Genomic DNA, 26,637 nt, shown 5'->3' on the forward strand with positions numbered 1-26,637 from the left:
ATCCCGTGGATCTCACCATTTACCCAGACGGACCGACCACCCAGGTCGCCGACGAGGCCGAAGCCCTGACCAGCACGATGGAGGGCCAACTGGTCCTGGACGGTGACCGGTTCCTGCGCCGCGACGTGCACGGCAAGGCCATCGCGTACGTGCCCCGCCCGCCGGTCGCCGCGGCGCTCGACCTGCTCCCCCACCCCGAGGGCGGCTGGTACCGCCAGACCTGGAAGACCGCCGCCCGCTTCACCCCCGACGGCTACGACGGCGAGCGGGCCAGCGCCACCGGCATCTACTTCCTGCTGATGCCCGGCGAGGAGTCGGTCCCGCACGTGGTCCGCTCGGACGAGGTGTGGCTGTGGCACCGGGGCGGCCCGCTCGACCTGACCATCGGCGACCAGCACGTGCTCCTGGGCCCGGACGTGGAGAACGGGCAGGTCCCGCAGGCGATCGTGCCCGGCGGCCTGTGGCAGTCGGCCCGCCCCGCGGCCGGTCAGGAAGTTCTGGTCAGCTGCGTCGTGTCGCCCGGCTTTGAATTCGCAGATTTCCAGGCATAAAAACAGCCATTCAACTTTGAACCATCCCTCAGCGGGAATCGTCGTGGGATGTGTGGACACTCTCCGATGAGACGCTCATGGCGGGAATGGCATCGGGTGACACCGATGCGGCGGCCGTGTTCGTGCGGCGCTTTCAACCCAGAGTGTACGGCTTGGCGCTGAGCGTGGTCGCCGACCCGTGCCTTGCGGAAGAGGTGGCCCAGGACGCCTTCGTCCGGGCGTGGCGGCACGCCGCCGCGTACGACCCCGGCCGCGGCCGGGTCGCGACCTGGCTCCTCACCATCACCCGCAACCTGGCGGTCGACGCCGTCCGCCTGCGCCGCGACCTGCCCGTGGATCCGTGGCGATTACCCATCCCGGCGCCCCGACCCGACCCCGGCGCCCGAGTCGAACGCATCCAGGAAGAACTCCTCGCCCTCCCCGCCACCCAGAGCCGCCCTCTGGTCCTGTCGATCCTGTACGGCCTGACCGCCCAGGAGATCGCCGACCGTGAAGGCATCCCCCTGGGCACCGCCAAGACCCGCATCCGCCGCGGCCTGGCCCGCATCCGCACCGCCCTGACCACCACCCCCTAACTCGCTTTACGCCCCGCACCCGCCCCCGAGGGCCGATGGCACACCCTGGGCTCCGACATTCCGGCACCCGGCCCCTCCCACGAGGTCCAATGGCACACCTGGGTTTCGACCCCCTGGCGCCCGGTCCCTTCCACGAGGTCCGCACCCCAACGCGCCGCCCGCCCGACACCCTGCGCGGGCGGCCCGAGGACCGCGACAGGGATATCGGATTGCTGGTCGGGGTGGTGACGTGGTGGGATGCCGCCCTGTGACCGCACTGAAGAACCTCCACCGCCCCGACGTCTACCCCCGCTCCTCCCACTACGACCCCGCCTGGGTGGTCGGCCTGGACATGGGCCCGCACCCCCTGTGGCTCCTGGAGGACCTGTCCCGCGACCTCGACCTGAAGCCGGGCATGCGCGTGCTGGACCTGGGCTCCGGCATGGGGGCGACGTCGGTGTTCCTGGCCGGGGAGTTCGGGGTCGAGGTGGTGGCGGCCGACCTCTGGGTGGCGGCGGACACGGCGAAGGAGGTGTTCAGGGAGGCGGGGGTCGCCGACCGGGTGCTGGCGGTGAACGCCGAGGCGCACGCGCTGCCGTTCGAGAAGGAGTCCTTTGACGCGATCGTCAGCATCGACTCCTACGAGTACTTCGGCACCGCCGACAGCTACCTCGCCTACATCACGAGCTTCCTCAAGCCGGGCGGGCAGCTCGGGATCGCCACCCCCGGCATGACCGCCGAGATCCGCGATCTCGGCGCCATCCCGCCGCACATCAAGGCCCTGGTGGGCTGGGAGGCGCTCGCCTGGCACACCGCCGAGTGGTGGCGCTTCCAGTGGGAGATCACCGAGCTGGTCACGGTGACGTCGGCGCGCCTGCAGCCCGGCGGCTGGAACGACTGGCTCCTGTGGACCCGCGCCTGCCTGGAGCACCGCCCCGAGGGCCGCGACGCCGCCGAGCGGACGATCGCGATGCTGGAGGCGGACCAGGGCGAGTTCCTGTCGTTCGCGCTGGTGAGCGCCCGCCGTACCTGAAGCTCGGTCTAGGAAGCGGGACGGGACTCCGCCATCCGGGCCTCGACCCGCGCCCAGAACCGTTCGGGATCATTGAGGTGCGGGTACGGCTCGCCCGGCTCCGGCACGCCGAGGAAGTCGCACAGCGGGCCCCATCCCGACCCCGGCTCGATCACCAGGAGCCGCTCGGCCGGCACCACCCGGCGTACCGCCGCGTTGTGCTCCCGGTAGACGGCTACGGCGTGCGCGCGGTCGGTGAAGCGGCCGGAGAAGAAGCCGTCCCAGATCATGGCCCGGTGGAACGCGGTGAACACGTCCAGGCCCGGCACGGTCCGCCTGGCCTCGGCCACCCGGGCGTCGGGCTCGCCGTCGCCGAACATGCGGTAGATGGTCCTGGACACGCTGGCGTACCAGGACTCGGGGTCGCGTTCGGTCAGGATCACCTTGGCGGCGGGGAAGGCGGTGAGGATCTCGGGCCAGAAGGCGGCGCCGGGCCAGTCCACGCTGGAGGCGTATCCGGCGAACACCGCTTCCCAGGACACCGGCTGACCGGCGGCGGCCGCGCGCCACAGGGGCAGGCGGTCGGGGTGGTCCAGGACGTGGCGGCCGTGGAAGCAGGGGCCGAGGCCGAGGCGTTCGAGCGCCGCCTTCAGCGACAGCGTGCCGGTCCTGCCGACGCCGACACCGATGACCTTCATCCCACCACCTGGTCCTTGGTCAGCGCGCCGGGCGAGTCGGCCCCGCACAACGTCAGCGCGTTCTCCAGTTCCCTGCGCAGCAGGGACAGCACCTGGGCGACCCCGTCGGCTCCGCCACCGGCCAGTCCCCACAGCACCGGGCGGCCGAGGGCGACGGCCGAGGCGCCCAGGGCGAGGGCCTTCACCACGTCGGTGCCGCGCCGGACGCCGCCGTCCAGCAGGAGGGGGACCTGGCCGCCGACCGCGTCGGCGATCACGGGCAGCCGGTCGATCGTGGCGGGGGTGGTGTCGAGCTGCCGTCCGCCGTGGTTGGAGACGATCAGACCGTCCACGCCGCAGGACACGGCCTGGGCGGCGTCGGCGGGGTGCAGGACGCCTTTGAGCAGGATGGGGAGCCGCGTCACGCCGCGCAGCCACTCCACATGCCTCCACGAAATTTCGGGAGAAAGGCTGACTTGTCGCACATGCCCATCGTTCCGGCCATCACTCCGGCCGGAGCCGCGCATGTTGGCGCAGAAGATGCCCGGCGGCAGGTCGTGGAAGTCGTTGCGGTCGCCGCGTTCGTTCCTGCCCAGCGCCGGTGAGTCCACGGTCACGACCAGGGCGCGGCAGCCGGCCGCCTCGGCCCGCCGTACCAGCGACTCGGTGAAACCCAGGTCGGGCTGGATGTACAACTGGAACCACAGCGTGCCCCCGGCCGCCGCGATCTCCTCGATGGTGATCGTGGACAGCATCGCGGCGATCATGATGACGCCGGCCTCGCGCGCCGCGCGGGCCGTGGCCGCCTCGCCCTCACTGGGCCAGGCCAGCCGGTGGAAGGCGGTCGGCGCGAGCAGGACCGGCATCGAGCTCTCGCACCCCAGCACGCTTCCCGCCAGCCGGGGCGGGCCGTGGCCGCGCAGGATCCTCGGCACCAATGCCAGCCGCCGGAACGCCGCCTCGTTGGCCGCGAGCGTCACCTCGTCCTGCGCCCCGCTGGCGAAGTAGTCGTAGTACACCGGGTCGAGCTTCTCCCGGGCCACGTCCTCGAAGTCGCGCAGGTTGAAGACCTCCATGTGAGTTGTACGGATCACGACAGCCCAAAAGATTCCGGTGAATCTCGGGACATATCGGCATTCGTAGAACCAGGTGTGATTGTTGTGGTCGCCACCCTCGGGGCACTCGCCGTCCTGCTGAGCCTGCCGTACTGGCTGCCCGGCGCCGTCACCAAGCTGCGCACGTGGCTGTTCGCGCGCGTCAACGGCGCGGACGGCATCCCGGTGCCCGGCGACCTCGTGGACCTCTCCCGCTTCATGGAGCTTTACGCGCACCCCGCCGCCGACGGCCGCAGCCGCGGCGCGGCGCTGTCCGACCTGTTCTGGTACTGGCTCTCGCCCGGCGCCGAGGTCCACCAGGAACACCTCGAACCCGGACCCCGCTACAACGACGTCGCCCGCTGCACCCGCCGCATCCTGACGATGCCGAGCCGTACCGCCGACGAGCTCGCCACTGCCAGCCTGCGCGCCGCCCTCCCCCGGCAGCACGGCCTGGTACGGCTGCGCGACCTGATGATGCCGGTCTGGGCGGAGTTCTATCACCGGGTGGTGTTCGGCATCCCCTGCCCGCCAGGCGTCAGAGACCTCATCGTGGACCACTCCGAAGACGTGGTCACCTCGCTGAAGTGCTGCGGCCTGCGCCACATGGACCGGCGCCTGCGCCTGACCCGCCACCTCCGCGACACTCTCGGCCGGGTGCCGCACCCACTGCCCGAGACCCTCGACGAGCACGAACGCGCCTTCTACCTCCAGGGCACCTTCTTCAACACGGCCGTCGTGCAGAGCGCCGAGGCCACCGCGCACGTGCTCATGGAGATCGCCGCCCACGGCGCCGACGGTCCGCTGGAGGCGGTCATCGAGTGGACGTTGCACGACTTCCCGCTGTTCGGCGTCGCGCACCGGATCACCTCGGCGGAGATCTGCCTGGAGGGGGCCGAGCCGATCCCGGCCGGTTCGGTGCTGTGCTTCAGCTATCCGGAGTTCCACCGCTCGGGCGGTCACATCCCGTTCGGGGTGGCGGCCAACCGGCCCTGCCCGGCCTGGCACCTGGCGCCGATCAGCATCGGGGCCGTCGTCAGGGAGGTCCTGCGCGAGCACGACCTGGCCACGACCGCCCGGCACACCCGCCCGCTGCCCAACCGCGGTCCCTGCCTGATGACCCCGCGCGGCCACCGGGTACGGCACCGCCGGCTCGTCCTCGCCTATCTCCGGCTGCGCGATCGATGGGAGGAGGTGTGGCGCAGCCCGCTCCAGCTCGTCCTCGGCACGTACATGGTCTGGCACGCCAGGCGCCTGCGCCTGTGCGAGCGCCACTTCGAACAGGAGAGGAACACCTCCCATGACCCTGCGCGCCACCGAGACCACGCCGGCTGAGCGCCCTGCGGCCCGCCGGTGGCTGGTCGTCCTGCTCAGCGTGCTGGCCGGCTTCCTGCTGACCGTCGTGTGGTCGGCGGAGTTCGTCGACCAGACCATCGGCGCGAGCGTCGCCGACACCCTCCTCGGCCACGACGCCTCGGAGACCCCGATCGCCGGGATCCTGTCCGGCGTCGTGTTCGCGTTCGTGACCGGGCTGGCCGGCACGTTCACCGCCTGCAACATCGCCGCCATGGGCGCGGTCGCGCCGCTGGTGGGCGCAGGCAGCTCCGCGGGCGCGCGGATGGCGCGCACGCTCAAGCCGCTCGGCTGGCTGGCCGTGGGCGTGCTGGCGGTGTCCGGCGTCTACGGCTTCGTGGTGGGCCTGGCCGGCACCGCCATGCCGCAGTTCGCCAACTCGCCGCCGGCCGGCGGGCTGCTCGCGCGCAACATCCAGTCGATGGTCACCTTCGGGCTGATCGGGCTGATCCTGGTCTTCCTGGGACTGGCCGCGCTCGGCCTGGTCAAGGATCCGCTCGCCCGGCTGGAGCGGCGCTTCCCGAACGCGCGCATGCTGGTCATGGGCGCGATCATCGGCGCCTTCCTCATCGGCCGGCCGTTCGGGCTGTTCCGCCAGCTCTTCCGGGACGCCGCCGCCAGCCACAACCCGCTCTACGGCGCGCTGGCGTTCATGCTGCAGTCGCTCGGCAACATCGTCGTCATGGCGGTGCTCGTGCTGCTGCTCGCCCTCGCGCTCGGCGGCCGGGCCCAGCGCTGGCTGAACGCCAGGCCGGGACGGCCGGCCGTCATCACCGGCACCGCGTTCATCGTCGCGGGCTCCTTCACCGCCCTCTACTGGGTGGGCAGGCTGCTCGGCCGCTTCGAGATCATCTGGTGGCCGACGGCCCCGTGGGTCTGAGCGCCAGCTTGTCCGGCTTGCCCGCCGCGTTCAGCGGGACCTCCCGGATGACGGTGATGCTCTTCGGCGCGCTGGCCGCGCTCAACGCCTCGGGCACGAGCGCGGCCAGCACACCGACGTCGGGCGCCCGCCCCGCGGCCGGCACCACGAAGGCGTGCACCGCCTCGCCGGTCTCCCGGTCCGGCGCGCCGACCACGAACGCCTGCTCCACGTCCGGATGCGCCGCCAGCACCCGCTCGATCGCGCCCGCGTGGCAGACCTCGGCGCCGACGATGATCACGTCGCGGGTCCTGCCGGTCAGGTGGAGCAGCCCGTCGCGGTCCAGGAAGCCGAGGTCGCGGGTGCGCAGCCAGCCGTCGCGCAGCACCTCACCGGTCAACTCGGGCGCGCGCCAGTATCCGGCCATCATGTGCGGGCTGCGCACCCACACCTCGCCGTCCGCGCCGTGCGGCACCGGCCGCCCGTCGCCGTCACGCAGGCTCACCTGTACGGCGGGCAAAGGCCGCCCCACCGCCCCGGTACGGCCCGCCGCCACGTCATCCGGCGTCAACATGGCGATCACGCCCGCCTCGGCCTGGCCGTACCCCTGCCAGATCACCGGCCCGAGCCGGTCGGCGGCCCGCTCCAGCAGCGACGGCGCGGCCGGCGCGCCCCCGAGCACCAGCGCCCGCAGGCCGCGCAGCTCGGCGCCCTCATCCAGGAGCCCGCCCAGGACCGGCGGCGCCATCATCGTGGCGGTGGCCCGGTGGGCGGAGATCGCCTCGGCCAGCGGCAGTTCGGGGATGATCGCGACACCTCCGGCGACCAGCGTCCTGCCCAGGTACGTCATCATGACCGGGCCGGCGAGGCTGGCGTGGACCAGGCAGCGCTCGAAGTTCGCCATCAGTGCCTTCAGCGGCGGCGGCCAGGCGTCGGGCCGGTAGGCGAGGCTGTAGGCGCGGTAGGTCTGGACGGGCGCCTTGGGCCTCCCGGTGCTGCCACTGGTGAACGTGAGCCGGGCAAGATCATCGGGCCGCGCGCCAAGCTCGACCACGCCGGCGGATCCGGCGGTCAGTTCGGCCACCTCGGCGTCGGTGAGCACGGCGTCGAAGCCCGCCGCCCGCGCCTCGGCCAGCCGCCCCGGACCCCAGCCGGGGCGGGCCATCCCCACCAGGCAGCCCAGCGCGTGCAAGGCCAGCTGCGCGGCGTAGACCTCGGGGGTCGAGGCGGCGACGACGAGGACGCAGGAGCCGGGCCGCAGCACCCTCGCGCGCAGCCCGTCCGCGCACCGCGCGACCAGCCCGAGCAGCTCCCCTCGGGTGACCACCCGGTCACCGTGCTCGATCGCGGGCCGCGCCGGCGCGCGCTCCAGCGCCTCCAGAACCGGGCCGGGGAAGAGCATCGTCACTCCAGGTGTGAGGGCGCGCGCCCCGGTGGACCGCCACAGCACCCGGGGACGCGCGCGCACGGCCGTCTTCCCGCACACACCCCTTCGAGGAACGGCACCCCAGCCGTTATTCCGGAAAGACGGTCATCCGGTTATACGCATCTGGACAGCTCCAGAGATTCGCCGTCGCAGTAATACGAACCAGGACATCGACGGACGTTCGCCAGGGCTTGGGAAAATGTGCGGCAGGATGATTGTCTTTGCGGAGGAACTACGAGGAGGTCTCCGGTGACCCGTCAGATTGTCTCCATTGTCGGTGGCAAGGACGTCCCTGCCACCAGCACCTACATCTCGGCCAACCCGGCGCGCACCGGTGAGGTCGTGGCCAGTGTGGGCCTCGCGGACGCCGGCGCCTTCGCGGCCGCCTGCCGTACCGCCAAGGAGGCGCAGCGCGAGTGGGCCAAGGTGCCGGCGCCGGTGCGCGGGCGGGTGATCGCCTCGATCGGGCGGCTGGTTGAGGCCAACGCGGAGGCGCTGGCGCGGCTGGTGACCGAGGAGATCGGCAAGCCGTACAAGGAGTCGCTGGGCGAGGTGCGGGAGATCGTCGACACGTGCGACTTCTTCCTGGGCGAGGGCCGCAGGCTCTATGGCCAGACGGTGCCGTCGGAGATGCCGGACAAGAACCTGTTCACCTTCCGCAACCCGGTCGGCGTGGCGGCGGTGATCACCGCCGGGAACTTCCCCGTCGCGGTGCCCTCGTGGTATCTGGTTCCGGCGCTGCTGTGCGGCAACGCGGTGGTGTGGAAGCCCGCCGAGTACGCCGCCGCCTCCGCGCACGCGATGTACAAGCTGTTCGCCGCCTCCGGCCTGCCCGAAGGCGTGCTCAACATCGTCTTCGCCGACGGCAAGGAGACCTTCGAGGGCCTGGACCTCGCCCTGTCCGAGGGCAGCGTGCAGAAGGTCGGCTTCACCGGCTCATCCGAGGTGGGCAGGAAGATCGGCGAGCTGACCGGCCGCCACCTGCAGTCGGCCTGCCTGGAGCTCGGCGGCAAGAACCCGATGGTGGTCATGCCGGACGCCGACCTCGCCCTGGCCGTGGAGGGCGCGCTGTTCGGCGGCTTCGGTACGGCCGGCCAGCGCTGCACCAGCCTCGGCACCGTCATCGTGCACGAGAGCGTCCACGACGAGTTCGTCGAGCGCTTCGCCCGCGCCGTCTCCAACGCCAAGATCGGTGAACCGATGGGCGACGTGCTGGCCGGGCCGCTGCTGGATGAGAAGTTCGCGGTCCGCTACGAGGAGTTCCTGACCTGGATCCAGCCGCACCACGAGGTCGTGACCGGCAGCACCGGCAAGATCAGCAAGGAGAGCCCGCACCACGAGTTCACCGGCGAGGACGGGCTCTACTACCACCCGGTCGTGGTCGACGGCGTACGCCCGGACGACCGGCTGTTCCTGGAGGAGACGTTCGGCCCGATCGTCGGCGTGACCACGTTCCAGACCATGGACGAGGCCATCGAGCTGGCCAACCTGCCCGGTTACGGCCTGTCGAGCTCCATCTACACCACCGACGCGAAGAACGCCTTCCGCTTCCGCGAGGGCGTCTCGGCCGGCATGGTCAGCGTCAACAACTCCACCAGCGGCGCCGAGGCGCACCTGCCGTTCGGTGGCAACGGCAAGTCCGGCAACGGCAGCCGGCAGTCCGGTATGTGGGTGCTTGACCAGTTCACCCGCTGGCAGGCCATGAACTGGGATCATTCCGGACGTCTGCAAAAGGCCCAGATGGACGTGGCAGATATCACTCCTGACCTGGACTTCCGACTCCCCTAGGCAACATTCCCTCCGGAGCCTCACAATGTTGCTCCGGAGGGATGCACAGTGGGCTCACGACAGCACCTCGACGGCCTCGCGCGGTCGGCACGATCCCTGCAGGACACGGTCGGTGAGCTCCATGCCGCGCTGACCGCGGGCAACGAACGGCGGGCCGGCTACGCCCGCGACCGCCTGGCCGAACAGGCCCGCGCCGCCCTGGGCGAGACCGGCTCGTACGGCTTCGAGCGATCCCGCCCCGGCTCCCACACACCGGACCCGGACCCGGACGACCTGCTCGCCGAGGCCGTACACGACCTGGCCCTGTCCCAAGCCCTCATCTCCGCCGCAGCCGACGTCGGCGAGACCGACGCAGGCGAAGGCGCGACCCGTGACGGCGGGGGTGGCGGTGGGGCGGGTTCTGAGTCTGGGCGGTTGCGGGTGGCCGGGGACTCTCTCGGGCGGCTGGCCACGGCGCTGAAACCCCCTGACCGCTTCGGCTTCGAGGCCGCCGCGAGCGCCTCCCCCGATCTGCCCACCGCGATCGCCACCCTCCGCCAGGAGGCCGCCTCCTGCCTGGACCGCATCCACGAACGCTCGGCCGGCGTCGCGGGCGCCGCCCTGGCCAAGATCCCCGGCGTGAGCACGATCACCACGACCGCCCAGGAGATCCTCGACAAGCTCGGCGTCGGCGCGCTCACCGGCACCCTCACCAAGCTCGCCGCCCGCGCCCTGCACAAGGCCCTCACCGCCCTGCACCGCCTCATCCCCATGGAAGCCCTCGACCGGGTCAACACAGCCGTCTCCCAACTGGCCGACGGCCTGGACAAGGACAAGGCGGCCGGCCCGCTCCTGATGTCGGCGCTGCTGGGCACCGAAGGCGTCAGATCCGCCTTGGACGAACGGCTCGCCCGCGACGCCCTGGACCGTGCCAGGCTCGACGGCGCCCGCACCGAACTGGCCGAGCTCGGCGACCGCTTCGGCAAGCACATGGACGTGCTGGCGATCGCGATCACGGTCAGCACCGCCGTGGTCGCGTGGCTGGCCACGCCGCTGGCCGCGGGCGCGGTGGCCGCGCTCCTGCTGGGCGCGGTGCTCGTGCTGGCGGCCGACTACGCCGACGCGTGGTCCCTGCCGGTGGCCGTACGCGGGGTGCGGACCGTGGTCGAGGACGCCACCGCATGATCGACGACCACGTCGGCGCCGAGATCGCCGCCCTCGACCAGGCCGCGAACCTGGCCCTCCGGTCCGAGCCCGGCACCGCCACCGCCCACTCCATCAGGCACCACGCCGACGACCTGATACTCGAACTGCGGGAGGTACACGACTGGGCCCACCTGCGCCACCTGCGGGAGAAGACCGGGCGGCTGCGGGTCGAGGCGCTCGACTACGCGCAGGCCGTCCTGCTGCGCCGGCACGCGCTCGGCGCCGACGGGGGCGCCGCCGAGGCGCTGGTGGGCTTCCTGTGCGAGCGCGCGGGCGTCCCCGCCCATGTGGCGATCGCCGCGTCCGCACGTTCGGAGTCGTACACCAGAACCTCCGACATGCTCCGGCTGCCGCCCTCCCCCGACGCCTGGCACCTCCCGGTCCTCGCGCACGAGCTCGGCCACTACCTCATCCGCGAGGTGAGCCACGTCCGGGACAAGGACGAGCGGCCCCTGCTGGAACGAGCCGACAACTGGCACCGCGAAGAGCTGATCGCCGACTGCTACGCCACCTACGCCCTCGGCCCCGCCTACCCGCTGTCGTGCGTGCGCCTGCGCATCGACCCGGACGAGGTGGACGTGACCGGCCCGTCCCACCCGTCGTGGCGGATCCGCGTGCACACGATGACCGACATGCTCATGGCCATTTCCGACAAGCACGGCAGGACGTACGCCCGCGCCGTCGAGACCATGATCGCACCGGCCTGGACGGCGCTCACCGGCGAGAAAGAGAACGCCGCGCAGGAGAGCCCGGCCCACATCCCCGCCGCGACCGTCTTCGACCTGCTGGAACGGCACCTGCCCCGCGCCCGCTACGAACCCGGCGGCATGGTCGGCGCAGCCGAACGCGCGCTGACCGGCGAGGAACGCCGTCGCCCCGGCATCACCCCGGCCCACGTGCTCAACGCCGTCTGGCGGCTGCGCCTCGACGGCAGGGTCACCGGGGAGACCGGCGGGCGCGCCCTGGCCATGCTCGCCCGGGGCGGCTGACGTGGACGGCAAGCTCATCCTGATGATCAGGCTGGACTGCCTGCTGGCCGACCTGGACCGGATCAGCGGCGCGGTGACCGACGCGATCCGCAAGCGCGAGCACATGCGCGAGGTGATGGACGCGCTGCAGGAGGCCGAGAACGCCGTCAGCGAGCTCGCCAGCATCGCCGCCCCGATCGGACAGGAGCTGGCCAGGCCGGGCAAGGGCCGGCTCGGCGACCTCGGCAACCGCCCGCTGACGGCCAGCATCACCAACCTGGACGGCCACATCCAGGCGGTCGAGGACCGCGTCGCCAGGATCCGCGAGACGATCGAGCCGCTCAGCGACCGGATGGTGGAGCTGGAGAAGCAGACCGTGCTGGAGGAGGACCTGCGGGCCGCCACCGGAAACCTGCGCTTCGAGGCGGAGAAGCTGCGCGACCGGCTCGACTCCGACGGCGCGGACCTGCCCGAGTTGTGGCGCGGGTACGCCGAGTTCGTCAAGACGGAGGCGGAGCCGGTCTACGACAACTACGTCGAGTTCGTCGCGGGCCTGGCCATGCGCGACAGCGCGGTGGAGGACAGCGTGTGCATGGTGACCGACCACCTGCTCACCCGGATGCTCGGCCCGCACCAGGCGCTGTCGCTGCCCTCGCGGACACCGGCCTTCAGCATGCGCGCGGTCATCAAGCTCGGCTTCCCCGACTGGAACATCTGGGGCGTCCCGCTGGCGGCCAGGGAGGCGGGGGCCAGCGTCGTCAAGCACGCCGCCGACAAGGCCAGGATGCTCAACGAGCTGCTCGCCCGGCCGCCGACGCCGTACGCTGCCCGGCTGGCCGAGGACGCGCTGGCCGCGTTCATGCTGGGCCCCGCCTACGCCCGCGCCATGTTCACCTTCCGCCTGCACCCGAGCGCGCCCTCGGCCTCGGCCCTGCCGCCGGACACGCTCAGGGCGCGGATGATCCTGACCATGCTGCGGCTGGCCGGCCCCGCCGACGGCCAGGACGCCTTCGCCGAGGAGGTGGACCAACTCGAGGACTTCTGGACGGACCTGCTGCGGCAGCTCGGCGTCCCCCCGGAGCCCGTCCTCGATCCGGACTTCTGCCGCCGGCTCCACACCGCGCTGCACAGAGACCGCTTGCGCGGCTTTTCCGCAAAGAACTGGGCAGACGTGCAAACATGTGCTGACCACCTCCTCCTCGGGGACACCCTGCCGCCCCTGACCCCCGTCGACCGGGTCGTGATCCTCCTCAACGCGGGCTGGGTGGCCAGGCATCGAGACCCCCTCCGCACCAACGTGATCGCCGGCCGGCTCATGCACCATCTCAGGCATGACGGCACGGGCCGCTCCCCTGATGCCAGGAGCGGCGGCCGCCCCCTCACCACCCGAACCCCCAGGGGAACATGATGACGTCACACCACGTGGCGATGGCCGAGCTCTGGCGTAACCGCCGGCGCGCCGACCTGGTCCCCGACACCGGCGACCTGTCGCAGCAGGTGGGCTGGCTGCTGGCCGGCCTGTGGCTGGAACACTCCGACGGCCTGGCCGAGCGTGCCACCGCCCTGGAGGAAACGTTGCACGCCGCGCTCAAGGCCCGTTCCGCGAACTGGCACGCGGAGCTGAACGGCCTGCTCGGGCTGGTGCTGATCGCCCGGGGCATGCTCAAGCGCGAGTCCGGCGACCACGCGGCCTCCGGCGACCTGTTCGCCAGGGCGCTGAAGGTCTCGCCGCCGTCGTTCTCGCCGCCGCTCTACGCGCTGGCGATGCTGCACACCGGCCGCCGCGAGGAGGCGGCGCGAATCGTTGCCGGGGCGGGTGACGCCGAGAGCCCCTACACCGCCTACACGCAGGTGCTGCTGGCCGAGGCGGGCGACCCGTACGCCGCGCTGGACCTCGCCGACCGCGCCTGCGCCCGCTGGGAGGGCGACGTCAGGCTGTCCAGGCTCCGGCTCGGCCTGGCCGAGCGGCTGGGCAAGCTCACCTCGGCGGCCTGGCGCGACCTCGGCGGCGCGCTGCTGGCGGCCGACCGCCACGAGGAGGCGATCGAGGCGCTGCTGCAGGCCGACCGCGACGATCCGGACATCCTGGAGTGGCTGTCCATCGCCTTCCAGAGCGTCGGCGACGACGAGAGCGCGGCCGACGCCGCCACCGAGGCCGCCCGCCGCCGGCCGGGCGCGGCGCTCCACCTGGACGCCGCCGACGCCTGCGCCAGGGCGCGCCGCCGTCCCCAGGCGCGCGAGCACGTGGACGCCGCGCTGGACGCCGAGGCCGACCACGTCGTCCGCTTCGCCGCCGCCCAGATCCTGCTCGGCACCGGCGACATGGACCGGGCGCTGGAGCTGGTCCGCGAGATCAGGGCCGACCTGCCCGACGACCCCAGGGCGCTGATCGTGGAGGGCATCGCGCTGTTCGGAGTGGGCCAGGTGGCGGACGCCGAGCGGACCCTCGGCAAGGCGGCCGTGCTCGTGCCCGACGAGCCGGTCGTGCTGCGCCACCTGGCCGTCGCCCGCCTCGATCTGGGCATGCTGGAGGAGGCCGCGCCGCTGCTCGACCAGGCCCTGGCGCTGGATCCGGACGACGGCTGGATGCTGGCCGTACGCGGGGATCTGCGCAGGCGGCTGATGGACCTGCCGGGCGCCAAGGACGACCTCGACCGGGCGGCGGGCCTGGGCTTCGAGAACGCGTGGACGCTGCGCGCGCAGGCCCAGGTCGTCGAGGCCGACGACCCGGCCGAGGCGCTGCGGCTGCTGGACCGGTCGCTGGAGCTGGACCCGGAGGACGCCGCCGCGCACGCCGCCCGCGGCAAGATCCTGCACGGGCTGAAACGTATCCCGGAGGCCGACGCCGCCTTCCGCCGGGCGCTGGAGATCGACCCGCTCGATCCGCGGGCGCTGACGAAGCTGACCGAGTTCTGGCTGCCGGAGCTGCCCGTCGCCGACGTCACCGACCTCAGGGAGGCGGTCGAGCAGGCCATCGAGCGCACCCCCGACGACATCCCGCTGCGCTGGGCCTACAGCGAGATCCTCAGCGTGCAGGAGCAGGCGAAGGACGCCCGCGACGTGGCCAGGCACATCACCCGCATGCCGCCGCGCGACGCCGAGGACCACCGCCTGCTGGGCCTGGCCTACAGCAAGCTGGAGGAGCGCGAGGCGGCGGTGGCCGCCTTCCGCGCGGGCATCGAGCTCGCGCCCGGCTACGCCGACCTCCACGCCCACCTCGGCGTCGAGCTGGGCCTGGCCGGCCGGCGCGAGGAGGCCGAGCGCGAGCTGTCCAGGGCCGTCGAGCTCAACGAGGACTACGCGTTCGCGCGGGCCAGGCTCGGCAACGCGCTGCTGGCGCTGGGCCGCTTCGAGGAGGCCGAGCCGCACCTGCGCAGGGCGATCGAGCTGTGGCCCACCGCCTCGGACCCGCTGCTCGACCTGGCCGAGGTGCTGCGCATGACGCGCCGCCCCGAGGAGGGCCTGGAACTGGCCGAGCAGGCCGTACGGCTGCAGCCGTCCGCCTTCGCGATCGGCTCGCGCGGCCAGCTCTACTACACACTCCAGCGGCTGTCCGAGGCCAGGACTGACCTGGAACGCGCGATCGAGATCGACCCGGAGCTGTCCTGGGCGCGCGGCACGCTGGCCGAGGTCTACCGCATGACCGGCGACTTGGACGACGCCATCGCCCACGCCACCCGGGCCATCCCCCAGTCCGACGACAGCAGGTGGCTGCTGTCGGTACGCGGCGCGGCCAAGTACGCCCAGGGCCACTACGCGGAGGCCGAAGCCGACCTTCGCGAGGCGGCGGAGCTGCGTCACCCGGCCGAGCCGGTCGATCTGCTGGCCCTGGTCATGCTCCGCAACACCCTGCAGCGCCTGGGCAGGGGCGAGGAGGCGGTACGCCTGCTGCGCGGGCACGCCATGACCGGCACCGTGGTCAACAGGGACGCCGATCCCCAGGTCGTCGTGCACTACTCCGAGGCGCTGCAGTACGACGGCCGCCTGGACGAGGCCAGGGAGGTGCTCAACCAGGCGGTCAGGGTCTGGCCGGAGGATCCGGAGATCCACTCGGCGCAGGCCTGGCTGGAGGCGGCCATGGGTCGCTTTGAGGCCGCGCTGGAGGCCGCTGGCCGGGCGGTGGAGCTGGCGCCGGGCAACGCCGAGCGGCTCTACGTGCTGGGCTCCATCCAGCGCACCGCCAGGGACCCGCTGGCGGCCATCAGGAACCTGACCCGGGCGGTGGAGCTGGAGCCCGACGCCGCCTGGATCTGGGCGGAGCTGTCGATCACGCTGTCGTACGTGGCGGCGTGGGACCTGGCGATCGAGGCGGGCCTGGAGGCGACCGCGCCAGGCAGGCAGGTGACCGCCTACTGCGAGGAGATGCTGGCCTGGGCCTACCGCTACCGGGAGACGCCCGACCTGGAGGCGGCGCTGGCGGCCTATGACCGGGCGCTGGCGCTGGACGCGGGTTCCACCGGGGCGCTGGCGGGACAGGGCGACACGTTCTTCTCGATGGGCGACCGGGAGCGGGCCGCCGCGTGCTATGAGGCGGTGCTGGACGCGCTCAGCCCGTACGACCCCGACCACCTGTCGACCAGGGGGTGGTGCCTCTACCGGCTGGGCCGCTACCAGGAGTCGCTGGACTATTACCAGCAGTATCAGGCGGTCAAGCCGGACCGGCCCGGGTTTCTGCTGTTCGACCTGGGGTTGCTGGCCTGGGCCGAGGGCGACGACGAGGCGGCCAGGACGGCGTACGACCATGCGCTGGAGCAGGCGTTCCAGGAGGCGCCGCCGCGTACCCGCGGGCTGATCGAGGTGGCGATCCGGGACCTGGAGTCGGACCGGCGCGGCGACCCCGAAACGCAGCGTGCGCTGATTGCCCACCTTCATGGGAAACGCGCGGATCTGCCCAAATACGAACCTCCACCTCGACTCTAGATCCTTCTACCTCGGAGTAAGAAAGCCACTCCGCCGGAAACCGGCGGGCTTTCCGGCGAGTCAGGGTCGTGGCACGATAACGGCGCCTTCGATTACGGGGAGAAGCCGATGCGTGACGATCTGACACTACTCGAGGCCCAGCAGACCCTCCGCCTGCGCGCCGGCTTCCCATGCCGGTGGAGCGTCTGGACGGCCGACGGCCGCGGCTGGTATCCGCACGGCACCTCACCGGCCAGGGACATCGACGGCCTGCCGTACTTCCACGGCGACGACGTCGTGCTGGAGGTGCCGTCGAGCCGGCTCACCGTCAGGGCGGCGCGCGGGATGGAGTACGGCCACGCCGAGACCACGCTCACCCCCGGCGCGGGCGAGACGCTGGTGGAGCTGGCCCCGCCGCGCATCTACGACGCCGCCGCCCGCGGCTGGTACGGCGGCGACCTGCACGTGCGGCTCAACCGCCCGCCCCAGTGGGTGGCCGACTCACAACACGGCGAGGATCTTCACGTGGTCAACCTGCTCGCGGGCGACGGCGACACCGAGGACCTCTGGGCCGGCCGGAACCTGCCCTGGTCGGACGCCACCCACGTGGCCCGGGTGGGGCTGGCGCAGGACGCGCCGAGCGTCCCGTCGGGCTCGGTGGACAAGCTGCGCGAGCGGGGCGCGCTGATCGGGTACGCCAACGCCTTCCGCGGCCCGGTCGAGACGCCGGAGCAGTTGTTCGACGGCGGCTACCCGATCTACGACGCCCGCATGTCCGTCGTGGACGCGGCGCTGGGCCTGGTCGACAGCTTCTCCTCGGCGATCGGCTCCGACCGGGCGTACCGGCGGCTGATCGGGGCCGGCAACCGGGTGGCCGCGGTCGCCGGAACCGCGGGACGCCTCGGCCCGATCGGCGGCGAGCGCACGTACGCGCACGTGGACGGCCCGCTCACCGCCGAGTCCTACGCCCACGCGGTACGGCACAGCCGTACCTTCGCCACCACGGGCCCTTTCCTGGAGCTGTCGGTGGAGGGCGAGCGTCCGGGCGCCACGATCGACCTGCAGGCGGGCACCCGGGTGCGGGCGACGGCGCGGGTGATCGGCCCCGGCGTGCAGCGGGTGCGGCTGCTGACCGCCGACGGCGAACTGGCCTCGGGCCCGCCGAACGAGGTGGCGGCCGAGTTACGCGTGGACTGGCCGACGTACGTGGTGGCGGTGGCGGAGGGCGGCGGCCTGGTGCGGGCGCATTCGAGCCCGGTCTACCTGGACGTGGAGCGCCGCCGGGTGGCGAGAGAAGAGGACGTGACGTTCTGCCTGCGCTGGCTGGACCTGCTGGAGGGGCTCGTCAAGGACAGGGACGGGCTGGTGACGGAGGCCCGCCGGGTCTACCAGTCACGCCTGGCGTGAGAAAAGGGGGAACGCGGGTCCCAATCGGGGGTGCCCGCGTTCCTCCGGAGAGCGTGCCGTCAGACCTGGCCGGCCTTCTCCAGGGCGGCGCAGCAGGTGTTGACCAGCAGACGGGTCACCACGTACGGGTCGACGTTGGCGTTGGGGCGGCGGTCCTCGATGTAGCCCTTGCGGTCCACCTCGACCTGCCACGGGATGCGCACCGACGCGCCGCGGTCGGAGACGCCGTAGGAGTACTTGTTCCACGGGGCGGTCTCGTGGGCGCCGGTCAGGCGGGACTCGATGTCGGCGCCGTACTGGCGGACGTGCTCGAGCGGCTTGTCGCCCTCGCCGAGCGCCTCGCAGGCGGTGATGATGGCGTCGTAGCCCTCGCGCATGGCCTTGGTGGAGAAGTTGGTGTGCGCGCCGGCGCCGTTCCAGTCGCCGCGGGCGGGCTTGGCGTCGAGGGTGGCCTCCACGCCGAACTCCTCGGCGGTGCGGTAGAGCAGGTAGCGGGCGACCCACAGGTGGTCGGCGGCCTCAAGCGGGCTGGCCGGGCCTACCTGGAACTCCCACTGGCCGGGCATGACCTCGGCGTTGATGCCGGAGATCTTCAGGCCGGCGATGAGGCAGCGGTCGAGATGGAGCTCGACGATCTCGCGGCCGAAGACGGCCTCGGCGCCCACGCCGCAGTAGTAGTGGCCCTGAGGGGCGGGGAAGCCGCCCTCGGGGAAGCCGAGCGGACGCGAGCCCTTGAAGAAGGTGTATTCCTGCTCGATGCCGAACCACGACTCCTGCGCGGCGAACTGCTCGGCGATCGGACGCAGCAGGGCGCGGGTGTTGCTCCTGTGGGCCTCCCCGTCGATCTCCTCGACCTCACACAGGACCAGCACGTTGTCGCCCCCGCGGATCGGGTCCGGGCAGGTGAACACGGGGCGGAGCACCCGGTCGGAAGCGTGGCCCTCGGCCTGGTTGGTGCTGGAGCCGTCGAAACCCCACACCGGCGGCTCGGCGCCGTCGGCAAGGATCTTGGTCTTCGCGCGGAGCAGAGCCGTGGGCTCGGTGCCGTCGATCCAGATGTACTCAGCCTTGTAGCTCACGGAGGTCCTTTCGGGGTTTTACTCAGCCACGCCGAGGCTGCCAGGCTGCCGTTTCCCGGTTTTTGCCCGAATGTGAACGCCGTGTTAATCCGGAGACGATGAGGGACTGCGGAAGCAGGACGATCGCGGTGATACCTCCGTAAGCCGACTTGCTGAGGGTGACCTTGATGCCGTGGCGGCGGGCGAGGAGCCCGACCACGAGCAGGCCGAGCCGTTCGCTGTCGGCCAGGTCGAACTCCGGCGGGTCGGCCAGCCGGGAGTTGACCTCCTCGCGGATGGTGTCGGGCAGGCCGAGCCCGCGGTCCTCCACCTCGATGGCGAAGCCCCGGCCGACGACCTGCCCGTACACCTGGACGGTGGTGGTGGGCGGGGAGAAGGCGGTGGCGTTGGCGACCAGTTCGGTCAGCAGGTGCGTGATGTCGGTGGCCGCGGCGCCGTCGAGGAAGGCGTCGGGGATGGGCGGGGCGTTCACCCTGGTGTAGGCCTCGACCTCGGAGATGGCGTCGCGCACCACGTCGGCCAGCGGGACCGGGTCGCCGTTGACGGGTCCCGGCGAGCCGCCCGACAGGATGAGCAGGCCCTCGGACTGGCGGCGCATGCGGGTGGTGAGCCGGTCGAGCGTGAACAGGTCCTGCAGCGTCTCCGGCTCGGTGATCTGCCGCCTGATCACGTCGAGCTGGACGAGCTGGCGGTGCACCAGCGCCTGGTTGCGCCGGGCCATGTTGCGGAAGACGCGGCCCAGGCCCTTGCGCAGCGCGGCCTGGCCGACGGCCGCCTCGACCGCGGTGCGGCGTACTCCGGCGAAGGCGTGGGCAACGTCGCGGATCTCCTGGGTGGCGCCGTCGGTGGGGATGGGCGGGGCCTCGACGTCGACGTTCACGTCCTCGCCGCCGCGCAGCTTCTCCACCACGCGCGGGAGCCGTTCGTCGGCCAGTTCCGCGGCGGCGTCGCGCAGGGTGTCGAGCTCGGTGGCCAGGCGGCGGCCCAGGCGGGCCGACCACATGACGGCCGCGATGATGCTGACCAGGCCGAGGAAGCCGACCACGACGATCCGCACGACGATCTCGCCGGCGGCGGCCTCGGCGCGCGCGTTCAGCAGCTCCGAGCGGCTGACCAGCAGCCGGTCGAGGGTGGCGCCGAAGCTGTCGGCGGCGGCCTGCCAGGAGTTGCGCACGCGCGGCAGCCGCGCGGTCTCGATGATCTCGCGTTCGATCTCGGAGATCCGCTGGTGGTCGGGGGAGGCCAGCAACAGGTCGTACGGCGCGCGCAGCTCGGCTTCCAGCGCGGCCACGCCATCTTCGAGCAGCAGTCTCCTGTTGGGTGTGAGCTCCTCGACCGCCTCGTACTCCTCCCGGGTGATCCGCCCGGCCAGCGTCGCCCCGGAGATCAGCGCGTCCTCGCGGGACATGAGGTCGCGGGCGTGGGCGATGCGCTGGAGCCCGGCGGCCTGCTGGTAGAGCTTGATGTCCGGGACGGTGACGGCCTGGTCGTAGAGGCGGTAGACCTCGTCGGTGGCCTCGCCGTAGGCCTGCACGACCGACAGGCGGTTGGTGGTGCGGTCGTCGACCTCCCTGCGCACCGCGTCCAGGCCGCCGATCTTGCGCAGCACGGCGTCGATGGCGTTGCGCAGCTCGGGCGTGGTGATGGTCTGCGCCTCCTCGGAGGCTGACAGCGTGCGGAACGCGGCCGCCGCAGTGTTCGTGCGCTTGCGCGCGGAGACGAGCAGGCTGCCGTCGGGCGGCGGCGAGGACAGGAACATCGCCGCCGACTTGCGCTCATGCTGCAGCTCGGTGACCAGCGCCGCCGCGGGGGCGCTGATCTTCTCGAACGCGGTGGTCGCCCGGCGCAGCTCGAAGAAGTCTCCGACCACGTGACCGGCGACGAAGGTCCACAGTGCGACGAGCGCCACGATCGGCAGGCTGAGGAGGGAGTACAGCTTGAAGCGCAGGCTCTGCGATGCCATCGTCCCGGGACGCTAGCACCTGCTCGGACGCCCCTACAGGGCCCAAAGTTTCGTGCCGCCCACAACCGTGGCCACGCACCGACCAGAACCGTTCTCCACCAGGCCGGCATAGGGGTCGCGGGGGTCAACGTCGAAGACGGCGAAGTCGGCGCGGGAGCCCGGCCGCAGGACGCCGATCTCGTCGCGCATGCCGAGCGCGTGGGCACCGCCGAGGGTCGCGGCCTCGATGAGCCGCCGGTCGAGGTCGGGGTGGTGGTAGCCCTGCCGTACGGCGAGCTGCTTGAGTGCGGCGACGTCGGCGAGCAGGTCGAGTGACGGCGAGGACGACAGCGAGTCGGTGCCGACGGCGACAGGGTTGCCCTCGCGCAGCAGCGCGGCCACGTCGGGGCCGTCGAGCCCGAGGGTGCGGTTGGAGCGGGGGCACAGCGCGACCGCGGTGCCGCGCTCGCGCAGCAGCGCGCGGTCGTCGGGCCCGAGGTGGACGCCGTGGGCGAGGTGGCAGTCGGGGCCGAGCACGCCGAGGCTGTCGAGGTAGGCGGCGGGCGCCAGGCCCGAGCCGCCCTCCAGCAGCGCGAACGGCGCCGACCACTGGCGCACCAGCTCGGCCAGCGGCCCGGTGCCGGCCATCGTGTACTCGCGTTCGTGCGCGGACTCGGCCAGGTGGATGTGGATGCGGGCGCCGCGCTCGCGGGCGAGCACGGCGGCGTCGGCGAGCACGCCGGTGTCGAGCGTGTAGGGCGAGTGCGGCGAGATGCCCGCGCGGCGCTCGCCGAGCGTCTTGAGGAAGCGTTCGCGCCCGTCCTGGTGCCAGCTGGCGTCGGTGTCGCCGATGATCTCCAGGTACGCCAGGCCGCCCAGCGGCGTGTCCACGAACGCCTCCGGATCGGTCACGATGTCGGCGGCGGCGGTGGTTCCCGAGCGCAGGCACTGCCAGGCGCCGTCGGTCGCGGCGGCGGCCCAGTCCCAGGCGCCGGTCCTGAGCGCGGGGTCCCAGCTGCCTTCGCCGCCCTTGAAGTAGGCCTGGTTGAAGACCTCGGACCAGTGCTCGAAGGAGTCGTAGACGCGCTGCCCGATCGCGGCCATGCAGGTGTACTGCAGGTGGGTGTGGGCGTTGACCAGCCCGGCGACCAGGACGCCGGGCCAGCGCACCTCGGCCTTGCCCCGCCCGACCTCGACGACGCGGCCGTGCTCGACGGTGACGGTGCCGTCCTGGATGGGCGGGCCGTCCATGGTGAGGACGAGCGGCGCGCCGTGGACTACGGGACCCATACGACGTCCGTGCCGAGGATCTTGTACGCCAGCAGCGCCAGCGCGAAGGCGGCGAACGAGCCGAGGAGCAGGTAGTCGGCGCGGTCGAAGGCCAGCTCGCGCATCCACGTGCGGTGCTTGGCGCCGAAGCCGCGCAGGTCCATGGCGTTCGAGGTGTCCTCCGCGTCGATGAGCGAGTTCACGGTCAGGGGGATCACGACCGGTTTGAGGGATATTAGCCGCTTTATCGGATTATTCGTGCGCGGGTGGGTGTAGCCGCGTACCCGCTGAGCGTCGATGATCTGCTGCATGGTCGCCGCCGTGGACGGCAGGAACCGGAACGTCAGGTCCACCCCGAACGCCAGCCGCTGCGAGACCCGCAGCCGGGCGAAGCTGACCCCGAGATCGCCCGGCGCGATGCAGAACGCCACCGGAAAGCCCACCATGGCCATCGCCACGAACCTGATCAGAAGCGTCATCGAGTACGACAGCGTCGCCAGGCTGACCGGATTCCCGGTGATCGGCATGTCGAACAACGGCGGCGCCAGCTTGGTCGCCTCGATCTGCAGGGCATTGGTGAAGACGCTGTTGACGAGCACGGTCAGCGTCATCAGCGTCAGGACGAGGGCCCAGTTGGCCCTGACCGCGTGCCACGGGATGCCCGCCGCACTGTAGTAGGCCAGGGCCACGAGGGCACAGACCAGCATGAGGCGCAGGTCGCTCACGCGCGCCACCGCCACGAGGAAGCAGACCGGGACCAGCAGGAGCACGCGCGGGTCCCGCCGGCCCAGGAAGGACTCGCCTCCCAGATACCGTGGCGTGACGTCCACGCGGTTACCTGCCCATGCGCTTGGAGATCGGTTCCCAGATCGCGTCGAGCGCGGGCACCAGAATGAGGGCGACCAGCGTGTTGCTGAGCAGCAGCGGGCCGAAGGCGAAGGAGGCCCAGCCGCCGAACGTGAGGTCCTGCAGCCACATGTCGGTGAAGGTCGTGGCGAACCCGATGAGCATCGAGACCCACGCGATGGCGCCCACCAGGACCAGGCGCAGCATCTCCTTGGACGCGCCGACGCGCGCCACGATCAGCGCGAACAGGATGCCGGCCAGCAGTCCGGTCAGCGCGTTGGCCAGGCTCCAGTTCCAGTAGAACAGCGCGCCGTAACCCTTGATCTGGTCGATGACCATGTTGCCGACCAGGCCGGTGAAGAATCCGGCGATCGGGCCGAACCGCATGCCGATGAACGGCACGAGCGCGAAGGCGGGGCGGATGTCGACGTTCTGGGTGCCCGGAATGGTGAAGCTGATCAGGCCGAGCACGGCGTACAGGGCGGCGCCGACGGCGGCGAAGACGACCACGCGGGAGTTGATCTCCCACAGCGAGGTGCGGACGGGTAAGGCGTCGGGGGATGTCATGGCAGGTGAGTCCTTCCAGATCTGGCCAGCTCGAACGGGTGCGGTATCGCTCCTTTCATCGCTCCTTTCGCCATCGCTCCTTTCCCGGGTAGCAGGTCGCGGATGGCGCGGACCAGGCTGGTCTCGCGCAGGCCGCTGCCGGTCCACAACCGCTCGTCGTGGGCCAGTTCGGCCGGTGAGGCGTCGGCGACGACCCGGCCGCCGTCCACGATGACGATGCGGTCGGCGCGGGTGATCGCGAGGTCCACGTCGTGGGTGATGAAGTAGACGCTCTGGATGCCGGCGAGCACGCGGTCCATGAACGTGGTCGTGGTGCGCAGGTCCTGCCCGGCGGTCGGCTCGTCGAGCACGAGCGTCCTGGGGCGCATGGCCAGCGCGAGCGCCACGGTCAGGCGGCGCTGCTGGCCGTGCGAGAGCGTGTGCGGCGGGCGGGACATGATGCCGGGCTCGCGGTCGAGCAGCATGGTGGCCAGCGCCTCGCGGGAGACCTCGGCGATCTGCTCGGGGCTCTGCCCGAGGTTGCGGGGGCCGAAGGCCAGCTCCTCCTCGACGGTGGCGGAGAAGAGCGCCTGGCCGGGGTTCTGGAAGACGTAGCCGAAGGTCGTGGCGAGGCTGAGCGTGTCGCGTTCGCCTATGGGCTCGCCGTCCACGAGGATCTCGCCGCTGGTGGGTTCGAGCAGGCGTACGGCCGCGCGCAGCAGGGTCGACTTGCCGGCGCCGTTGCGGCCGAGGACGGCGACCCGCTCGTCGGCCTTCAGGTCGAGGTCGGTGTCGTGCAGGACGGTGCGGGAGCCGTACCCGAGCGAGACGTTCTTGTAGGCGAGGCGGGAGGGGCCGGTGCGGGCCGGGCGCGACGGCTCGGGGAGGCTGGGCAGTTCGGCGGCGCGGGCGACGAGGGTCTCGAAGGGGAGCTTGACGTGCGCCACCGGTGCCTGACCCAGGAATCCGGAAATGTCGCCCGAGTAGCGGGTGCGGCCCTCTTCCATGTAGAGGGCCTTGGCCGGGCTGAACTCCAGCAGTTCCTCCACCCGGTGCTCCACCACCACGGCCGCGCCGCCGTCGTCGACGAAGCGGCGTAACGCGCCCAGCAGGCGGCGGCCCGCGTCCGGGTCCAGATTGGCCAGGGGCTCGTCCACGACCACGACGTCCGGGCGCATCACCAGCACGCCCGCGAACGCCACCATCTGCAGCTCGCCGCCGCTCAGCTCGTGGGTGGGCCGGGCCAGCAGGTGGGCGATGCCGACGCGGCCGGCCACCTCGTCGATCCTGGCGCGGATCTCGGCGCGGGGCAGGCCGAGGTTCTCCGGGCCGAAGGCCAGTTCGGTGGCGACCGTGGTGCCGACGATCTGCTTGGCGGGGTCCTGCAGCAGCGTGCCGACCACGGTGGAAAGCTGCCGGATCGACTGCTCCAGGGCGGGCCGGCCGCCGATCTCCACCCGCCCGGTGACCTCGGCGCGGTAGGCGTGCGGCACCAGCCCGTTGAGCAGCCGCAGCAGCGTGCTCTTGCCGCACCCTGACGGCCCGGCGACCAGCACGAAGTCGCCGCGCTCCACGGCCAGGTCCACGCCGTGCAGCACCTGCTGGCCGGTCGAGCGGTACCGGACGGTGGCGTCGCGGACGTCGACGATCACAGTCCACGGTCCAGGAACGCGCGCTGCCGATCGGTCGCCCGGTCAAGCCGTACGCCCAGCGCGTCCAGTTTCAGCCTGGCCACCCGCTCGTCCAGTTCGTCGGGCAGGAGGTGCACGCCCGGCGGCAGCCGCCGCCCGAGCAGGTGACCGACGGCCAGCGCCTGCAGCGACAGGGACAGGTCCATGATCTCGATCGGGTTGCCCTCGGCGGCGGCGCAGTTGACGCACTCGCCCTCGGCCAGCAGGTACCAGCCGCCGTGGTCGGTGACGCCGGGGCGGACCGGGCGGCCGCCCGGCGTCCGTTCCACCTCGTCCTCCACTCCCCCGGCCACCGCCACGAACGCGCCCGGCTTCAGCGCGGCCAGATGCCCGGCCGTGATCGTGCCGGCGACGCCGGTGGCGCTGAACAGCAGGTCCGCCTCCGGGCAGGCGTCGATCAGCGGGAGCACGCGCAGGCCGTCGTGGTGGGCGCGCAGCGCGGCGAACGGGTCCACCTCGCTGACCACGACCTGCGCGCCCAGGGCCGCGGCGTAGCGGGCCACGCCCTGGCCCACGTGCCCGTATCCGGCGACCACGCAGGTCAGCCCGTCGAGCTCCAGTCCGCTGAGGTCCAGCGCGGCCATGACGCACGACTGCCCGGTGCCGTGCACGTTGTCGAACAGGACCTTGCAGCGGGCGTCGTTGACCGCGAGGACCGGCACCCGCAAGGTGCCGTCAGCGGCCATGACGCGCAGCGGACGCAGCCCGCTCGTCGTCTCCTCTGCGGCGCCCCTGAGCGGGCCGAGCCGGTCCTCGGCATGGGCCAGCCTGATCACCCGGGAGCCGTCGTCGACCAGCGCGTCCAGCCCGGCGTCGAGCAGCCGGCGGGCCAGGTCGTCGTCCTCGGCGCGCGTCGTGCCCGACCTGGCCAGCACCGATACGCCCGCGTGCGCCAGGGCGGCGGCCACGTCGTCGGAGGTCTCCCTGCCGGGGCAGTGCACGATCACCTCGGCCCCGGCGTCGCGCAGCGCGAGGGCCAGGTTGGCGGTCTTGGGCTCCAGGACGAGCACCAGGCCGACCCGCCAGCCGTCCAGGTCGAGCTCTTCCGACAGCGCGCCGAGCACCGGCATGAAGCGCCGTGCCCAGGCGATCCGGTCGGCTCCGCCGGGCCAGAGCCCGGGGTCGGCGATCTCGGTCAGCACGGGACGCTCACGACGTACACGTCGGCGTCGCCGCCGCCCAGGTTGACGCGGAGCACGTCCTGCCTGGCCTCTGTCACGCCGAGGACGCCGCAGCGCACGCTGCCCACGATCACGGCGCCCGGCTTCACCGCGAGGGGCTGCACACCGTCGCCGAAGACGAGGTCGGCCTCCTCCACGGGGCTGCCGGGGTGGGCGCCCATCGCGCGCAGCCGCGCGGCCAGGCCCGGCGGCGCGTCGCCGACGATCGCCACGCGTTTGCCGGCCATGAGCAGGTTCGTGCGGCGCAGGACGGCCTGGATGAGCCCCTGCGCGCTGAGGAGCCGGGTCAAGGGCGTCCTTCCGATCTTCG

The 26,637-nt window shown here is 72.1% G+C and carries 23 protein-coding genes; 12 read left to right on the forward strand and 11 right to left on the reverse strand.

All coding sequences use genetic code 11. From position 1 onward, the window contains the following. The first annotated feature begins 5 nt into the window (after window positions 1-5). The 4 genes from HNR40_RS18350 (at window position 6) to HNR40_RS18365 (ending at window position 2,138) form a co-directional block, all read left to right on the forward strand. Entirely contained in the window at window positions 6-551 is a 546-nt protein-coding gene (locus HNR40_RS18350) for a cupin domain-containing protein (RefSeq protein WP_312896407.1), read from the forward strand. An 86-nt stretch (window positions 552-637) separates the two neighbouring features. Beyond that, window positions 638-1,126 carry an RNA polymerase sigma factor gene (locus HNR40_RS18355; protein ID WP_184963037.1) on the forward strand — a complete coding sequence of 163 codons (489 nt, stop codon included), beginning with the start codon at window positions 638-640 and terminating at the stop codon, window positions 1,124-1,126. A gap of 89 nt (window positions 1,127-1,215) precedes the next feature. Continuing rightward, window positions 1,216-1,377 carry a hypothetical protein gene (locus HNR40_RS18360; RefSeq protein ID WP_184962727.1) on the forward strand — a complete coding sequence of 54 codons (162 nt, stop codon included), beginning with the start codon at window positions 1,216-1,218 and terminating at the stop codon, window positions 1,375-1,377. After that, window positions 1,374-2,138 carry an SAM-dependent methyltransferase gene (locus tag HNR40_RS18365; protein ID WP_221340506.1) on the forward strand — a complete coding sequence of 255 codons (765 nt, stop codon included), beginning with the start codon at window positions 1,374-1,376 and terminating at the stop codon, window positions 2,136-2,138. Before HNR40_RS18360 ends, HNR40_RS18365 begins: the two co-directional genes overlap by 4 nt. A gap of 8 nt (window positions 2,139-2,146) precedes the next feature. On the opposite strand, the gene HNR40_RS18370 is transcribed toward HNR40_RS18365, so the two are convergent. Together HNR40_RS18370 and HNR40_RS18375 are read right to left on the reverse strand one after the other, a co-directional pair. Further along, a complete protein-coding gene (locus HNR40_RS18370; protein WP_184962729.1) occupies window positions 2,147-2,815 on the reverse strand; it encodes a sulfotransferase family protein in 669 nt (222 codons plus the stop codon). Further along, complete coding sequence (locus HNR40_RS18375) at window positions 2,812-3,888, reverse strand: alpha-hydroxy acid oxidase (protein WP_221340507.1); 1,077 nt, start codon at window positions 3,886-3,888, stop codon at window positions 2,812-2,814. The genes HNR40_RS18370 and HNR40_RS18375 overlap by 4 nt, the downstream gene beginning before the upstream one ends. Window positions 3,889-3,945: 57 nt before the next feature. Between HNR40_RS18375 and HNR40_RS18380 the strand changes: the two genes are divergently transcribed. Both HNR40_RS18380 and HNR40_RS18385 read left to right on the forward strand, forming a co-directional pair. Then, a complete protein-coding gene (locus HNR40_RS18380) occupies window positions 3,946-5,223 on the forward strand; it encodes a cytochrome P450 (RefSeq protein ID WP_221340508.1) in 1,278 nt (425 codons plus the stop codon). After that, window positions 5,189-6,121 (forward strand): hypothetical protein, encoded by a 933-nt coding sequence (locus tag HNR40_RS18385; RefSeq protein WP_184962731.1) that lies wholly within the window; start codon window positions 5,189-5,191, stop codon window positions 6,119-6,121. Before HNR40_RS18380 ends, HNR40_RS18385 begins: the two co-directional genes overlap by 35 nt. On the opposite strand, the gene HNR40_RS18390 is transcribed toward HNR40_RS18385, so the two are convergent. Continuing rightward, window positions 6,090-7,568 (reverse strand): class I adenylate-forming enzyme family protein, encoded by a 1,479-nt coding sequence (locus tag HNR40_RS18390; RefSeq protein ID WP_221340509.1) that lies wholly within the window; start codon window positions 7,566-7,568, stop codon window positions 6,090-6,092. The genes HNR40_RS18385 and HNR40_RS18390 overlap by 32 nt on opposite strands. Window positions 7,569-7,775: 207 nt before the next feature. Between HNR40_RS18390 and HNR40_RS18395 the strand changes: the two genes are divergently transcribed. The 6 genes from HNR40_RS18395 to HNR40_RS18420 all read left to right on the forward strand — a co-directional run bounded on the left by HNR40_RS18395 (window position 7,776) and on the right by HNR40_RS18420 (window position 17,773). Continuing rightward, window positions 7,776-9,314, forward strand: coding sequence for an aldehyde dehydrogenase family protein (locus HNR40_RS18395; protein ID WP_184962734.1), 1,539 nt, complete (start codon window positions 7,776-7,778; stop codon window positions 9,312-9,314). Window positions 9,315-9,362: 48 nt separating this feature from the next. Then, window positions 9,363-10,478, forward strand: coding sequence for a hypothetical protein (locus tag HNR40_RS18400; RefSeq protein WP_184962736.1), 1,116 nt, complete (start codon window positions 9,363-9,365; stop codon window positions 10,476-10,478). Beyond that, window positions 10,475-11,488 (forward strand): hypothetical protein, encoded by a 1,014-nt coding sequence (locus HNR40_RS18405; protein WP_184962738.1) that lies wholly within the window; start codon window positions 10,475-10,477, stop codon window positions 11,486-11,488. Before HNR40_RS18400 ends, HNR40_RS18405 begins: the two co-directional genes overlap by 4 nt. Before the next feature lies 1 nt (window position 11,489). After that, window positions 11,490-12,875: a hypothetical protein gene (locus HNR40_RS18410; protein WP_184962740.1), complete on the forward strand. Its 1,386-nt coding sequence runs from the start codon at window positions 11,490-11,492 to the stop codon at window positions 12,873-12,875. Then, window positions 12,872-16,387 carry a tetratricopeptide repeat protein gene (locus HNR40_RS56365; protein WP_184962743.1) on the forward strand — a complete coding sequence of 1,172 codons (3,516 nt, stop codon included), beginning with the start codon at window positions 12,872-12,874 and terminating at the stop codon, window positions 16,385-16,387. Before HNR40_RS18410 ends, HNR40_RS56365 begins: the two co-directional genes overlap by 4 nt. 108 nt (window positions 16,388-16,495) lie before the next feature. Beyond that, window positions 16,496-17,773: a CehA/McbA family metallohydrolase gene (locus HNR40_RS18420; RefSeq protein WP_184962745.1), complete on the forward strand. Its 1,278-nt coding sequence runs from the start codon at window positions 16,496-16,498 to the stop codon at window positions 17,771-17,773. A gap of 59 nt (window positions 17,774-17,832) precedes the next feature. Here the strand turns inward: HNR40_RS18420 and glnII are convergent, their stop codons facing one another. Genes glnII through HNR40_RS18460 form a run of 8 tightly spaced genes read right to left on the reverse strand, consistent with a single transcriptional unit; the run spans window position 17,833 to window position 26,617 of the window. Then, the gene (gene glnII, locus HNR40_RS18425) at window positions 17,833-18,852 is read right to left on the reverse strand and encodes a glutamine synthetase (protein ID WP_184962748.1); all 1,020 of its coding nucleotides are present in this window, start codon (window positions 18,850-18,852) and stop codon (window positions 17,833-17,835) included. 22 nt (window positions 18,853-18,874) lie between these two features. Next, window positions 18,875-20,815 carry a sensor histidine kinase gene (locus tag HNR40_RS18430; RefSeq protein WP_184962750.1) on the reverse strand — a complete coding sequence of 647 codons (1,941 nt, stop codon included), beginning with the start codon at window positions 20,813-20,815 and terminating at the stop codon, window positions 18,875-18,877. A 33-nt stretch (window positions 20,816-20,848) separates the two neighbouring features. After that, entirely contained in the window at window positions 20,849-22,084 is a 1,236-nt protein-coding gene (locus HNR40_RS18435; protein WP_184962752.1) for an amidohydrolase family protein, read from the reverse strand. Beyond that, a complete protein-coding gene (locus HNR40_RS18440) occupies window positions 22,072-22,893 on the reverse strand; it encodes an energy-coupling factor transporter transmembrane component T family protein (RefSeq protein WP_184962754.1) in 822 nt (273 codons plus the stop codon). Before HNR40_RS18440 ends, HNR40_RS18435 begins: the two co-directional genes overlap by 13 nt. Window positions 22,894-22,897: 4 nt before the next feature. Further along, window positions 22,898-23,476, reverse strand: coding sequence for an ECF transporter S component (locus HNR40_RS18445; protein WP_184962756.1), 579 nt, complete (start codon window positions 23,474-23,476; stop codon window positions 22,898-22,900). Continuing rightward, the gene (locus tag HNR40_RS18450) at window positions 23,473-25,107 is read right to left on the reverse strand and encodes an ABC transporter ATP-binding protein (protein WP_184962758.1); all 1,635 of its coding nucleotides are present in this window, start codon (window positions 25,105-25,107) and stop codon (window positions 23,473-23,475) included. The genes HNR40_RS18445 and HNR40_RS18450 overlap by 4 nt, the downstream gene beginning before the upstream one ends. Beyond that, the gene (locus tag HNR40_RS18455) at window positions 25,104-26,288 is read right to left on the reverse strand and encodes an adenosylhomocysteinase (protein WP_184962761.1); all 1,185 of its coding nucleotides are present in this window, start codon (window positions 26,286-26,288) and stop codon (window positions 25,104-25,106) included. The genes HNR40_RS18450 and HNR40_RS18455 overlap by 4 nt, the downstream gene beginning before the upstream one ends. Beyond that, window positions 26,282-26,617, reverse strand: a complete 336-nt coding sequence (locus tag HNR40_RS18460) for a hypothetical protein (RefSeq protein ID WP_184962763.1) — start codon at window positions 26,615-26,617, stop codon at window positions 26,282-26,284. Before HNR40_RS18460 ends, HNR40_RS18455 begins: the two co-directional genes overlap by 7 nt. Between the last annotated feature and the right edge of the window lie 20 nt (window positions 26,618-26,637).

The organism is Nonomuraea endophytica (assembly GCF_014203235.1).
Taxonomy (GTDB): Bacteria; Actinomycetota; Actinomycetes; order Streptosporangiales; family Streptosporangiaceae; genus Nonomuraea; species Nonomuraea endophytica.

What these genes read in the sequence shown, in the direction of transcription:
- HNR40_RS18435 (WP_184962752.1), bottom strand. Translation starts at nt 22,084, where the DNA reads ATGGGTCCCGTAGTCCACGGCGCGCCGCTCGTCCTCACCATGGACGGC.
- HNR40_RS18420 (WP_184962745.1), top strand. Translation starts at nt 16,496, where the DNA reads ATGCGTGACGATCTGACACTACTCGAGGCCCAGCAGACCCTCCGCCTG.
- HNR40_RS18430 (WP_184962750.1), bottom strand. Translation starts at nt 20,815, where the DNA reads ATGGCATCGCAGAGCCTGCGCTTCAAGCTGTACTCCCTCCTCAGCCTG.
- HNR40_RS56365 (WP_184962743.1), top strand. Translation starts at nt 12,872, where the DNA reads ATGATGACGTCACACCACGTGGCGATGGCCGAGCTCTGGCGTAACCGC.
- HNR40_RS18405 (WP_184962738.1), top strand. Translation starts at nt 10,475, where the DNA reads ATGATCGACGACCACGTCGGCGCCGAGATCGCCGCCCTCGACCAGGCC.
- HNR40_RS18355 (WP_184963037.1), top strand. Translation starts at nt 638, where the DNA reads ATGGCATCGGGTGACACCGATGCGGCGGCCGTGTTCGTGCGGCGCTTT.
- HNR40_RS18385 (WP_184962731.1), top strand. Translation starts at nt 5,189, where the DNA reads ATGACCCTGCGCGCCACCGAGACCACGCCGGCTGAGCGCCCTGCGGCC.
- HNR40_RS18445 (WP_184962756.1), bottom strand. Translation starts at nt 23,476, where the DNA reads ATGACATCCCCCGACGCCTTACCCGTCCGCACCTCGCTGTGGGAGATC.
- HNR40_RS18370 (WP_184962729.1), bottom strand. Translation starts at nt 2,815, where the DNA reads ATGAAGGTCATCGGTGTCGGCGTCGGCAGGACCGGCACGCTGTCGCTG.
- HNR40_RS18360 (WP_184962727.1), top strand. Translation starts at nt 1,216, where the DNA reads ATGGCACACCTGGGTTTCGACCCCCTGGCGCCCGGTCCCTTCCACGAG.